Source organism: Vagococcus elongatus (assembly GCF_003987645.1).
GTDB lineage: Bacteria > Bacillota > Bacilli > Lactobacillales > Vagococcaceae > Vagococcus_A > Vagococcus_A elongatus.
Window position 1 is genome coordinate 1 of sequence record NZ_NGKA01000001.1, and the last position, 12,999, is coordinate 12,999.

The following is a 12,999-nucleotide window of genomic DNA, read 5'->3' on the forward strand; positions in this document are numbered from 1 at the left end:
GAATTAGAATTTTTATGATGAATGGTTTAATACAAATAAAATAACAGAAAAAGGAACTAAGTAGAGTAAACACTCCTACTCAGTTCCAAACTAATTTTTATTCATCAGTCCTATTTGACAAAGAGCCTAAAAAATCAGATTTTAATACCTCAAAAAACTTCTTAAACTTTACTCAATTGAGACAATCACGAGCTAACTAAGCATTGGAAAATAAGGAAAATTCCAAAGCCTATTTTAACTTCTCGCATAATTATTTCTAAAAAACGTTATTTTATCTTCTAAATTGAATGAAGTTCGGACATGATGATGATAAACTATATGAATCTTTTTCTAGTTAAAGTTCATATTGATTGGGGCTGTCCTGATGGACTTTCATGATAAATGGATTAGTTCCACAAGAAAGTATATTAAATTTGAATACTAAGAGACCAGTGAAATATTGTATAATATTTTACACAAAATTATGGACTTGACACTTTTCTAAATAGGTATTAGATAACGTTATCTGTAAATATAATTTTACTATGACGATAAAAGAATGATATGATTAGGAAGATAAAGTCGCTTTCATCCATTATTTGGTGAAAGATGCAATAAGAGTAGAATATAAAATATTAGACTAAAAAGAGTGTGAAGTTATGAGAGAGTTGTTGAATGAAAAAGAGAACCGTCGTTTAGAACTGGTCGAAATGATTTATCTTAACCCCGGGATCCGTTTAAAAACTTTATCTGAAAAACTTTATCTGACCATTATGCAGCTTCAAATCGATATCGGCTTCTTGAATCAGATGATCTCACCATTGTTTATTGAAGTCACAGGAGACAAACGTTGTTATTTACAAATACCGCAAGAAAAATCAATGAAAATAATTTATCAAACTTTTTTAAAAGAAAGTTTGACTTTTAGATTGCTAGAGACAGTTTTTTTTAATGAACATGACAACTATGAAAAATTAGCTAAGGAATTGTTTATCTCTCAAGCAACATTAAAGCGGACGATTTCTTTTATCAATCTTTGTTTGGCTCCTTATCAAATCAGAATCAAAAGCAGACCTGTTCAGATGGTAGGGGATGAAAATAATATTCGAGCATTTTATATTTTTTATTTTCAGGAACGCTATCCAGATGACGAGTATCCGTTTGACAAAATAATCAAAGATTTCAGTCTCGAATTGATTGATGTTTTCATGGAGAAGTTTCCGTCGGGACAATATAATTATCCAAGTCACATGCGGATGAAACGCTATTTGCTTGTGGCGTTGACTCGGGAAAAACAGCACCATGTCCCTTCTCAGATGGTTGAGTTGCCCAAGGACCTGCAGGAGCTGGTTCAGTCAGAAATAAGCCATTACCAAAACAAAAATAATTTTGAATATTACTTCAAAATAGAGTTAACGGTTGATGTGTATCAGAGACTGTTTCGTTATTTTTTAAATGACTGGTACGCGTTATCTGAACGTGATTTCAAAGAAAGGGTGGGGAAAACTAAAGGCAATCGTGAAGTTTTTGAAGGGATCATCAACGTCATAGAAACATTGAGTGATGATTTCTCCATACCTGTCACACACTTGGAAAAATTAACTTTAAACATGTATAATGTTATTTCTATTGCTAAAGAGATCAGCATTACACCTTATATCATTTTCCCTAATCGGAAAACATTCCTGCTCTTAAGTCACCATCTGAAAGAAACGGTCCAGTCACGGGTGAAATCTTTATTTCAAGAAAATTTGCCAATGATCGCTGCCAGCAATAATGCTTATTTTTATGAGTTTTTTTATTTATTAGTGACACATTGGCAGGGGTTCTATCATTATTTGATAGAGACTACGCCCCCATGCCGAATTGTACTTTTCTTCAACAGTGACGTGGAACATATGTATTATATGTCTGAACATCTTAATTTTTTGTTCGGGAAAAAAGTTAAAGTTACCACTCTTTATCTGCAAACGTCAGAAGAGTTGTCCAAAGCCACTGCTGATTACGACCTTGTCTTGATTAATTTCATTTTGCCGGAAAATATAAAATTGGTCCCTCCTTATATCAGCGTCATTGATGTTTTGGGCATTGATGAACTGACTCAGATAGAAGTATTAGTGAACCAACAGTATTATCATAATATGAGTTATTTTTTAAGAAACGTTTAGGCGTTTCTTTTTTAGCTCAAAAAACATTTTTAAAAGGCACAAACTGACCTACTGGTCCCCCTATTCCTTGATAAGATAAAAATAGATTTTATGTTTGAAAGGAGATTGTTTAATATGAGTAATAAGCAGTTGGCTGAAGATATTGTAGGTCTTGTCGGTGGTGCTGATAATGTTCAGTCAGTCGTACATTGTGCTACTAGACTGCGTTTTAAATTGAAAAATGAAGAGCAGGCACAAACTGAAAAGTTAAAAAACCATTCCGAGATCATTCAAGTTGTCCAAAGCGGAGGCCAATATCAAGTGGTGATTGGCAGCCATGTTAGTGATGTTTATGCAGAACTGATAAATGTGGACGGGATGCAAGCCATGTCTGAAGAAACGTCTTCAACCGAAAAAGAGGATGGGAAGAAGATTGTCAGTCGGGCAATCGATGTAATTTCTTCAATTTTCACCCCTATTTTAGGCGTTATTGCCGGAGCTGGTGTCCTTAAAGGGTTGATGAATCTGGCAGTTTTTCTTGGATGGATGTCCATGGATTCTGGTACGTATCAATTATTGTACACAGCAGCCAATGGTATTTTCTATTTTATGCCCATGGCTCTAGCCGTGACCTCTGCCCGTAAATTTAAGACAAACGAGTTTTTGGCACTGGCACTTGCTATGTCACTAATGTCGGTGGAGTTTTTGAATTTTGCAGCAGGAGTTGCAGAGGCAGGAGGCAGTTTAACTTTTCTTGGTATTCCAGTCGTTTTCTCAGCAGCCATCGGAGGGTATTCCTCAACAGTAATCCCTATTATCATTGCTGTCTGGCTTCAAAGCTACGTGGAAAAATTTGCTCGCCGTATCGTGCCGAATTTTCTACGGATTTTTGGAGTGACCTTGATTACTCTATTGATCATGGTGCCGTTGACTTATATTGTTATTGGTCCGCTGGGACTGATTTTCGGGCAACTGGTCGGGGCAGGTTATCAAGCAATTTATAGCTTCAGTTCAGTATTAGCCGGTGCTATTTTAGGAGGTTTCTGGCAAGTACTTGTGATTTTTGGGATGCATTGGGGCTTAGTTCCAATCGCATTGAACAATTTGGCGACAACTGGCATGGATACGATGATCCCTATGTCGTTGGCGGGTGTATTGGCACAGGCTGGTGCAGCATTTGGCGTCTTTTTGAAAACAAAAGATACAAAAATGAAGGGATTAGCAGGTTCCGGGACGTTGACCGCTTTGTTCGGGATTACAGAACCAACCGTTTATGGGGTGACGCTGCCGCTTAAGAGACCTTTTATTTTCGGATGTATTGGTGGCGCAATCGGCGGAGCAATCACAGCATTTAACGGTGTCATTTCTTATGCTTTCGGGCAAAGTATTTTGACTTTCCCTAATTTTATTGGTCCGGATAACGACACTTCAAAAGTTATCGCTTCAATCATCGCTTGTACAGTTGGTTTTGTTTTTGCAATGACAATGACTTATTTTTTTGGAAAAGTGAACGCTGAAGAACAAGAGGTTGAAAACCTTGCGGATGAAAAGTCAAAGACAGCTTTGGAAGAAGATGTCGTCAGTCCATTGGCAGGGAAAATGGTTCCTTTAGCTCAAGTAGAAGATTCTGTTTTTGCATCTGAAGCCATGGGGTTTGGAGTTGCGATCGAACCTGTTGAAGGTAAATTATATGCGCCTGTGGATGGGGAAATCGTATTACTGTTTCCTACGGGACATGCAGTGGGCATGAAAACAGCCAGCGGTGTTGAATTGTTGCTGCACATCGGTATGGATACTGTTGAATTAAACGGTAACGGATTTGTTCCTAAAATTACACAAGGGGACAAGGTAGTCAAGGGACAGCTATTGGTCGATTTCGATATTGATTTGATTCAAAAAGAAGGGAAATCAATTATCACACCGATTGTCATCACTAACAGCAAGGATTTTGTCAATATTTCAGCGACTGAAAGTGCACATTTAGACGTTGGCGATCAGCTATTGACAATAGAAAAATAGAAGGGAGTACCATTTTGAAATTTCCTGAAAATTTTTTATGGGGCGGAGCAACGTCAGCAAGTCAATGTGAAGGTGCCTATTTGTCAGACGGCAAAGGACTTTCGACTGCAGATGCACTGCCTGGCGGAAAGACGCGTTTTCAAACGATTTTTAGCCCAGACTTTGACTGGGAAATAGATGAAACAAAGTATTATTATCCTGCACATTCAGGGATTGATCATTACTCCCGTTACCAAGAGGATATTGAATTATTTGCTGAGATGGGCTTTAGGTGTTATAGGTTCTCCATTGCTTGGACTAGAATTTTCCCTACTGGAATTGACACTGAGCCCAACGAAGCGGGGCTTGCTCATTATGAAAAAGTGATCGATACTTGTTTGAAATACAATATCGAACCTGTTATTACGATTTCACATTACGAAATGCCGTTGTATTTAGCCAAGGAATTTGGAGGCTGGCAGGACCGGCGCTTAATAGAACACTTTGTGAGATATGCTAAAGTCCTCCTAGAACGCTTTGCTAGCAAAGTAAAGTATTGGATGACTTTTAATGAAATCAATGGGGCTCTGCATTTTCCCGCCCTCAGTCTGGGAATGATTCCTAGGACAGGGTCTAATGATAAACAACTTGTCTTTCAAGCTCTACATCACCAATTTGTGGCTTCGAGCTTAGTGGTAAAATTAGCTCATGAGATAGATCCTGCCATTAAAATCGGGATGATGACAATTTATGCTACCGGTTACGGCTACGATTGCCATCCAGCTAATCAGGTAGCAAATATGGAGAAAAATCAGGAAATCAATGGATTTTGCTGTGATGTTCAAGCAGGTGGAAGTTATCCCTCTTATACACAGAGAATTTTTAAGAAATATAGGGTCAAACCTTTAAAAATGGCTACCGATGATTTGGCTCTCATAAAAAAATATCCAGTAGATTATATTGGTTTGAGTTACTATATGTCAACAACCATTGATGTAATAGATCCAGAAAGAGCAAAAGTTGCCGGCAATTTGACTGGCGGGGCTAAAAACCCTTATTTAAAAACCAGTGATTGGGGTTGGCAAACAGATTCTGCTGGTTTGAGAATTGGCTTAAATGAACTCTATCAGCGTTACCATAAACCTTTGTTTGTCGTAGAAAACGGTTTGGGAGCAGTTGATATTTTGACAGAAAACAAAAAAATCCATGACAGTTATCGCATTGATTATTTGAGAGAGCACATTATTGAAATGGGGAAAGCACTTGAGGATGGTGTGGAACTGATGGGCTACACTCCATGGGGGTGTATAGATTTAGTCAGTATTTCAACAGGTGAAATGTCTAAACGTTACGGGTTTATCTATGTAGATAAAGATGACGAAGGCCAGGGAACATTGAGCAGATATAAAAAAGATTCATTTTACTGGTATCAAAAAGTCATTAGAACAAACGGAAAGAATATATTAACAAAGGAATAGGAGAGATTTAATATGAAAAAATAATGAAGCTGTTGGGTGTTGAACCACTGTCACTTACGATTCTTACGGGATGTGGAAATTCCACTAAAGACAGTACCATAGAATCAAGTGACACAAAAATCACTGAAACAATCAAAACCGAAGATGTTACACTTTATATCACACGTCATCATAAAATCATGTTGAATACTCTTAACCGCTCCCAGGGATGGATTGATTCTCCACTGACGCCAGCTGGAATAGAAGTAGCAGAGTCACAAGGAAAGACGTTAGATGAATTCATGGGAAAAATGAAAGAAGGCGGGATTCAAGCTGTGCTGGTTGATGCAGCAAACGGATTAGAGAAATTGGATAAAGAAAAGGTGGAGGAAGGCGTCAACTGGCCAGAGGAAGATTATGACGCGTATATATCTCGGACAACAAAAGGCATAGAAGAAATCGTTAAGGATGCACAGCCGAAAAATGCAAAGAATGTGTTGGTTGTTTCCCATGGCATGACAATCGCTGCATTTTTAAGCCATATTGAACCTGATGCCGAAATAGGCAAGGGACTTAAAAATGCCAGTGTGTCAAAAGTGATATTTAATGATGGGAAATATAGTGTCGAATCTGTTAATGATATGAGCTACGTAGAAAAAGGTTTGGAATGATATCGTTTGTCATCATAATTTGGTTATGTTAGGAATGGAAAAACTAGACTCACATGGCCTTTAATATTAACTTTTTGACAAAATTCTTTTTAAAAGAGATATTTTTATCTTCTAAAATTTAATGCGATTTGGATACATGCTGTTGAGACATATGTTTTTATTTTATAACAAAATGGGTGTGAATGAATTTCTTCATCCACACTAAAAATTAAACAACCTTAAAAGTCTACCTAGGCAAACTTCCTGGGTAGACTTTTTATTTCATTAATCAATTGATCTTAACCAACTCGTTTGGCAAAGGACCGTTTATACTATCTAAATAAAAGTTGACAGTGGATAATTTACTGGTCTCTTTCTTTTTTCAATACAAATTGTAAAATTAAACTAGACAACTAAAAAAAGTCATTTGTGCTGCACTCAGAATAGTTCCTATGAAAGAATTATAAGGAGTGCATACAAATGACCTGCATCCATCTTAAACCAGATGAACTCGTAATGATAAAATCTTGTTTCAACATAAGTGAACCGTTGCTAATGATACACGTCAATTAAAATATTCAAGATGTACTCCTGATGTTTAGTAAATTGTTTATAATTTGATAATTGCTTTGGTAATTCCTAGCCTTGGAAAATTAGCCAACAATTCTGGGACTTCTGCCAAACTAACTTCATGGGACAAGAGCGCATCTACTTTAATATCACCGGATTCTAATAAGGATACGGCTTCATTTAAAGTGAAAGGGTTGATAAATGAACCAGTAATCGTTAACTCTTTGCTGAAGATGTCAAAAGCCGGAAGCTCAATTATTGTATCAGGAGAAGGCACACCAAAAAGTAAGATTTCGCCACCTTTACCTGCTAGCGTAACGGCCTTTTCGCTGGTTACTTTTTTGCCGGCGCATTCGATGACTAAATCATAGCTTTCCTTAATAGCAATTAAATCGGTGTAAGTTTGATTTGCACCTAATTCTTTTAGGAGTGGATGCTTAGCTGAGTTTAGTTCGCAGATATCAACTTGTGTGGCACCTTTATACTTCAGTGCTTGAAGAAACAAAGAACCAATGAACCCGCCACCGACAATCAGAGTTTTAGTTGTGGCTTTAATAGGACGAATTTGATTGAACCCATGTAAAACACAGCTTAATGGTTCAACCATTGCCGCGCTAGCTAAAGATAATGAATGTGCGATTTTTAGACAAGCCGCTGCTGGCACATTACAAAATTCTTCCATGCCACCATTTCTAGTGACACCTACTGCTGATAGGTTTTCGCATAATTGAACCCGCCCCTCCCGACAGTAACGACACTTTCCACAATAGATATTAGGGTCAACAGCAACATGGTCGCCAATTGCTAAATTATCAACTTCACTTCCGACTTCAATAATCTCTCCGGAAAACTCGTGCCCTAAGATGATGGGAGGCGTGACCTCAGCAGACCCTGGTTCTCCGTGGAAAATATGAACATCAGTCCCACAAATGCCACAGTAGGAAACTTTTACTAAGACTTCTTCTGGGCTGATTTCAGGTTTAGCTATTTCATTTAAAGTTATTTTTTCTTTTTCAGTTAAAACTAAAGCTTTCATTTGCAACTTCCTCTCTATAAATAATCGCTATTAACAGTATAGCAAATGAGAAAAGTAATTGATAGCGATTTCTAAAAGGAAAGCTGGAAATCCAGCCCATTCTTGACACCTGTTGCCAAGGTGATGAATAATTTTCCCAAAGGTCGATAAACTATTATTTAAAGTGCTTTCTCTTGTTATAAATAGGGTGTAAACAAAAAAAGTGACTGTAAGATGGTATGACAAAGGGACAAGAAACATAGAACAATCATTAATTACCATTGCAGGCGGCAGAAATACTTTTACGCCAAGGATTGTCTTGATGTTATTAGATAATCTGATGTCAAGCCCATAATTATTTATGAATTGGAGCGATTATCTTTGATTTTAACGACGACCCTAAATTGTCTTTCAGGATGAGATTCTTTATTGACAAATTGAATCTTGGATTCAAAAAGATCGCCATGACCGAAGTAAAGGAGCGTGCTGAACAGACTGTTTTTATCTTTTGGGATGTAACCGAGTTTTTTGTCTTGATAAAAAATAACAACGGCCTCTGGATCATAGGGATTATCCGGTTCTGCAATGAGACGGACTGGTTTGCCAAGGGTGAGCTCGTCAATGATATCCAGCCCATCATAGTAGGCAAATCCCGCTACATGAAAATCTGCCACATGTCTGCTAGGTTCAAACTTGTGATTTTTCAGTGATGCTACCAGTTCTTCTGTGTTCATTTTTTCCATAAAGATTCCTCCTTAGTTTTGATAAACAACGGGGATGAAACAAGAAATCCTCATCCGTGACCATCATTCAAAGATGTAGTCTTTTTTTACTTTATATCTGATTGAACTAATTTCATAATTCAGATTTTCAAAAAGTAAACACTCATCCAATTTCAAAAGTAGAATTTTTTGAAAATATATGACTATTTATTTTTGGTTAATTTCTGCTGGCAAAATGTTTTTAAGTTGTAAGCTAATTGTATCAATTGATGTTCAACGACCACTCGACTGGCTTTATAATAGTTCGTATTATTTAGTTGATAGTTTTCTTTTAAATAGGCGTTTACACGCTCTACCGATGACCGTTTCTTATACAGCTTTTTCCACGCTAATGAGCCTCGTCCAGGATGAGCATATTTTCTGACATCTGTTGCTTGTTTTATTTTGATGACTTTCTGACATAACCCTTCATTATTCAGTGGACAATCCCGGCAACGGGTTTCTGGTCGTTTAAATTTTAAGGCATGGTAGCGTTTGTCAAAGCTCTCATACTGATAGCTATATTCTAAAAAGCATGTAGGAGCGTAAAAATTATCAATTTCTCCATCATTTTTAGGAACTCTTTTTAAATCTATGATAGGCTCAAAACTAAGATCATGTGCTTTTTCATAGATGGCTTGGGCGTCATAACCTTTGTCCATTAGGACAAACGTGTTTTTTACACCTAAACTAGCAATTTTATCCATTAATGGGATAGCCACACTCACATCTGCGATAAATGCTGATGTGGTTATTCCAGCCAGTAAATAGTGTGTGTTTGCAGTGGCTGCATAATGAGCTTTGTACCCAAACCAGTAATTATGTCTCCCTTGGCTATTGGATTTAACACCCCATGAAGGATACATAGGCAGCTCAAGAAGTCGTTCTTCAACTGACATGTTTTTTTGATTCACTGTCGATGATACTTTGGTATTCTCAGTTTTTTTAGACTTGGAATGAGCTTTAACAGCTGTCGCATCAATGGCAACCTCTTCAGAAAAAACATTAAATTCTTGATTTATTTTAGAAAGTAATTCATCATTCAATTGATTCAAAACAATGGGATGGTTACCTGATTTTTTCATCATTCTACAAAATGTTGCTTCTGAAGGCACACGCTCAGAGTAAAGAAATCCTAAACTGAGTTTAAAGGCAACATCTTCGTTTAGTCTTCGAACGAGGGCTTTAACTGATGGGATACCTTCTATATAACGAGCGATTATCGCTCTAATGGCTGCTTCGTAATTGATAGAAACCGGGGCACCTCGTTGATTTTCTTTTTGAAACAAGGAAATGATTGGATAAAAATCAATTGGGGAGAAGATTTGGGCATGTCGTTCTTTTATATCAAGGGTCATTAAAATTTCTATATCAATAAATGTTGGTTGTTGTATAATGGTCATAGGGAAACACTCCTTTTTGATGATGTTGGTGTAGTAACTACATTATATCAAAAATGGGGAGGTTCCCTATTTTTATTTCATTTGACCCCTTAAGCCATAAGGCTTTGGAATTATGAAATTAGCTCGATTACAGTTTAACCTATATAAATAAAACCGTCTACGCTTATAGATGCTAGGTTGCTCGGACTAAGCAGCAAAGATAAAATTTTTAAGTGACTAACTATGGAACTTATGTGCTCATTTATTTTTCAATCCCAAATGTCCTATATCTCACTTCTTTTTTAATTTTATTTGACATAGAGGTGTGTGATATACTAATAGAAAATAGATGTTTAGTGGTGGAGAACACTCAATAGTTTTTACTTGAACGAATCAGGGTTCTTGCTCATCTTTTAGAAATCAAGGAGAGTTGTGTTGAGGGGCTTCTGCTTTGATACTGGTCAACCGTTTAACGATGCTTTATCCATGTTTTCCTTTTTATGTTGGTTAAAAAAGATCTATTGAGTATTAAGGGGGCGATGATATTATTCACTTATTGATAGTGTCAGAAGATCGTGCTTTGTTAAAAAAAACATTTGATTTATTTAAAAATGACAAAGATTACGTCTTGCATGTTGTGCCATTTAGTAGTCGCGCTTTCACCAAGTTTGTGGAATGCAGAGCAGAAATTGTCTTATTGGATGTTGATACGATGGCGCCTTATGAAACGATTTTAGAACAGTTGAATCAATGTCAATGGGATCATCGCGTCGTATTGCTTAGAAACAATGTGAAGGATCATCCTCCTGCCGATGGTTTAGAAGTGATGGATAAGAAGTCTTTAAGTAAACGGGAGTTGCAAAAATGTTTTGCGAAAAATTCTGATAAGAATGAAAAAATAACGGGTGAACGGGTGACATTTGACTGGTATGGGAAAGCTGATTTCTACTCCTATCCAGATTTGTATTTTCTGTTGTTTGCTAAGTATGTGGGTGATGGTGTACCGTTTGTGCTAAATAAGCAGAATATTATTAACAAAATGAGTATTTTTGGAAAAATAGAAATTTTTGAAATGGATGACCGAAATTATTTCTTGCTTCTGAGAAAGTCAACAATCGACTCCCATCATACATTGGACGAATTGCTTGTTCGACTACAGTCCCTTTTAAGCTTGGATTATGGGATGCTTTATCATGATAATGTTAAATGGACTAGTTTATACCGAGGCATTGCTAAAATGGTCGAATTAGATGATTATTTTTATTTTTTGAAAGGCAAGGCCATGTCAGTCGATGAACTCATAGAGGCTATCACTCCCGTCCCGGTGTGCTCAATGCTTACCTTGTTGAAGGGAATTTCCCAGCAGGTTATTACTGGTGATTTTTCTCAACTAAAAATGAACTTGAGAAATATTTATTTGTTTCAACTTAAAGAAACGTTTGATTTTCCAGTACAGCACTTTGTAAGCTGGTATCTTGAGATGACACAACATATGCTTAAATTTCCCGTGGAGCTGGAAAAAGAAGTGCTCCGCCAAAATTACGCTTCTGCTGAGGTTGAATTCCAGCACAAAATTGAAGCGCTTTATTCATTAACTGAGTATCAAAAAAATGCTGAATTGCCCTTATTGTTAGTGGAGGCACTTGAGATTTTATTCAACGATTTTTCGTTACCGATTTCGTTGAGTCAAATAGCTGACCGGCTGGGGATAAATAAAATCTATCTCTCACGAATTTTTAAGGAACATACTGGTTGTACTGTTCACGAATATTTGGAGTGCTTACGTCTTCAGCATGGGTGTTTTTTGTTAAGGCATACTCAAATAAAAATTAGAGAGATATCATTGCTTATTGGTTATGAAGATTCAGGCTATTTCAGTCGTATTTTTAAAAAGAAGATGAAGATTTCTCCCAGTGAGTACAGATTAATAAAGTCAAATCAGAGGAAAGGAATTTCATGTTTTGAGAGCACTATGGAAATCGGAGAGCGGATCCTTAGTATTTAGAAACTTAAAGGAACCGGAAGTGATTGCACCGGATGATGTCAAAATAAAAGTTCTTTATAACACAATAAGTGAGACAGACTTACGTTTTCGAAGAGAAAATGATTTTTATTCGAGAGCTGGTATCCCTGGTTATGAAATGAGTGGTATCATAGCAGACTTAGGAGAGCAGGCAGTGAAAGATGGTTTTGAAATTGGCCAACGAGTATCCAGTACCCCATTTCTATTTTGCGGAAAATGTGAATTTTGTAAACGAAACAAGCATAATTGTTGTATCAGTTTGCAAGTTGATAGCGGAAGTCTATGCGAGTATGTGGTTCGGAAAAGCTCTCAACTGGTAATAGCACCGGATGGTTTAACGGATAAAATGATTTGTTTGATCGAACCATTAGCAGTGTCATTGGAAGCCGTTTCAAAACTGGATTTGACATTCGGTCAATCGCTTTGTGTGATGAGTGGTTCTTTTGAGGGATTGGTCATGGCAAAATTAGCAAGCCGCTTAGGAGCACTGCATGTTTCGGTCGTAGAAGCTTCGGAAGTAATTCGTGATTTAGCTAAAAGAAATGGAGTAAATCATGCGATTGATTCCCGAGATCTAGACCATGTCAATCAACTTCATCAATTAACTGACTTCAACGGTTTTGATGCAATAGTTGAGAATACGGTAGATTTAACTTATTTGAACCACGCAATAGATTTAGTGGCGAAAGGCGGAAAAATTTTATTAACCAATTCTTCTGGCTTTGGGAAAATGGTGTCCACCAATTCATTCAACTTGATTATTAATAATATTTCGATTGACACAGCCTTTCTTTATAGCAGACAAACAATGAATCTATCTGCAAAGATTTTACCCACCCTTCATTTGGAGGAATTTATAATGAAAGAATTTGATTTTTCTGAATCACTCAGAGCATTTGAAGCATTGAAGTCTGGAAATTATCCTAGAATCGCAATTAAAATGCGAAGGTCGTAATGCTTTCTATCCATAAATTCTTATATCCACAAACTTCAAAAAATGCTCTTTCTAGTTTCCAA

At 36.9% G+C, this 12,999-nt stretch carries 10 protein-coding genes; 7 read left to right on the forward strand and 3 right to left on the reverse strand.

Annotated elements, in window-relative coordinates; all coding sequences use genetic code 11:
- Positions 1 to 638: 638 nt before the first annotated feature.
- The 4 genes from CBF29_RS00005 to CBF29_RS00020 all read left to right on the forward strand — a co-directional run bounded on the left by CBF29_RS00005 (position 639) and on the right by CBF29_RS00020 (position 6,252).
- On the forward strand, positions 639 to 2,147 hold the full coding sequence (locus CBF29_RS00005; RefSeq protein WP_126805940.1) for an AcpB/EbpR/MafR family transcriptional regulator: 1,509 nt from the start codon (positions 639 to 641) through the stop codon (positions 2,145 to 2,147).
- 114 nt (positions 2,148 to 2,261) lie between these two features.
- Complete coding sequence (locus CBF29_RS00010; protein ID WP_126805942.1) at positions 2,262 to 4,145, forward strand: beta-glucoside-specific PTS transporter subunit IIABC; 1,884 nt, start codon at positions 2,262 to 2,264, stop codon at positions 4,143 to 4,145.
- 11 nt (positions 4,146 to 4,156) lie between these two features.
- Complete coding sequence (locus CBF29_RS00015) at positions 4,157 to 5,602, forward strand: glycoside hydrolase family 1 protein (protein WP_126805944.1); 1,446 nt, start codon at positions 4,157 to 4,159, stop codon at positions 5,600 to 5,602.
- Positions 5,603 to 5,625: 23 nt separating this feature from the next.
- A complete protein-coding gene (locus CBF29_RS00020) occupies positions 5,626 to 6,252 on the forward strand; it encodes a phosphoglycerate mutase family protein (protein ID WP_126805947.1) in 627 nt (208 codons plus the stop codon).
- A 589-nt stretch (positions 6,253 to 6,841) separates the two neighbouring features.
- Here the strand turns inward: CBF29_RS00020 and CBF29_RS00025 are convergent.
- Positions 6,842 to 7,837 carry a zinc-dependent alcohol dehydrogenase family protein gene (locus CBF29_RS00025; protein ID WP_126805949.1) on the reverse strand — a complete coding sequence of 332 codons (996 nt, stop codon included), beginning with the start codon at positions 7,835 to 7,837 and terminating at the stop codon, positions 6,842 to 6,844.
- Positions 7,838 to 8,039: 202 nt separating this feature from the next.
- Here CBF29_RS00025 and CBF29_RS14085 point away from each other — a divergent pair, with 202 nt between their 5' ends.
- Positions 8,040 to 8,171 carry a hypothetical protein gene (locus CBF29_RS14085; protein WP_281272899.1) on the forward strand — a complete coding sequence of 44 codons (132 nt, stop codon included), beginning with the start codon at positions 8,040 to 8,042 and terminating at the stop codon, positions 8,169 to 8,171.
- A gap of 4 nt (positions 8,172 to 8,175) precedes the next feature.
- Here the strand turns inward: CBF29_RS14085 and CBF29_RS00030 are convergent, their stop codons facing one another.
- Together CBF29_RS00030 and CBF29_RS00035 are read right to left on the reverse strand one after the other, a co-directional pair.
- Positions 8,176 to 8,559 (reverse strand): HIRAN domain-containing protein, encoded by a 384-nt coding sequence (locus tag CBF29_RS00030; RefSeq protein WP_245987211.1) that lies wholly within the window; start codon positions 8,557 to 8,559, stop codon positions 8,176 to 8,178.
- Between the two features lie 182 nt (positions 8,560 to 8,741).
- Complete coding sequence (locus tag CBF29_RS00035) at positions 8,742 to 9,980, reverse strand: transposase (RefSeq protein ID WP_126805951.1); 1,239 nt, start codon at positions 9,978 to 9,980, stop codon at positions 8,742 to 8,744.
- Positions 9,981 to 10,539: 559 nt separating this feature from the next.
- Here CBF29_RS00035 and CBF29_RS00040 point away from each other — a divergent pair.
- A complete protein-coding gene (locus CBF29_RS00040) occupies positions 10,540 to 11,964 on the forward strand; it encodes a helix-turn-helix transcriptional regulator (protein WP_126805954.1) in 1,425 nt (474 codons plus the stop codon).
- Complete coding sequence (locus CBF29_RS00045; RefSeq protein ID WP_126805956.1) at positions 11,921 to 12,937, forward strand: zinc-dependent alcohol dehydrogenase; 1,017 nt, start codon at positions 11,921 to 11,923, stop codon at positions 12,935 to 12,937. Before CBF29_RS00040 ends, CBF29_RS00045 begins: the two co-directional genes overlap by 44 nt.
- Positions 12,938 to 12,999: the final 62 nt, after the last annotated feature.

Bases quoted from the DNA above. Each gene is read 5' to 3' on its own strand.
- CBF29_RS00030 (WP_245987211.1), bottom strand. From the start codon at position 8,559: ATGGAAAAAATGAACACAGAAGAACTGGTAGCATCACTGAAAAATCAC.
- CBF29_RS00020 (WP_126805947.1), top strand. From the start codon at position 5,626: ATGAAGCTGTTGGGTGTTGAACCACTGTCACTTACGATTCTTACGGGA.
- CBF29_RS00025 (WP_126805949.1), bottom strand. From the start codon at position 7,837: ATGAAAGCTTTAGTTTTAACTGAAAAAGAAAAAATAACTTTAAATGAA.
- CBF29_RS00010 (WP_126805942.1), top strand. From the start codon at position 2,262: ATGAGTAATAAGCAGTTGGCTGAAGATATTGTAGGTCTTGTCGGTGGT.
- CBF29_RS00035 (WP_126805951.1), bottom strand. From the start codon at position 9,980: ATGACCATTATACAACAACCAACATTTATTGATATAGAAATTTTAATG.
- CBF29_RS00005 (WP_126805940.1), top strand. From the start codon at position 639: ATGAGAGAGTTGTTGAATGAAAAAGAGAACCGTCGTTTAGAACTGGTC.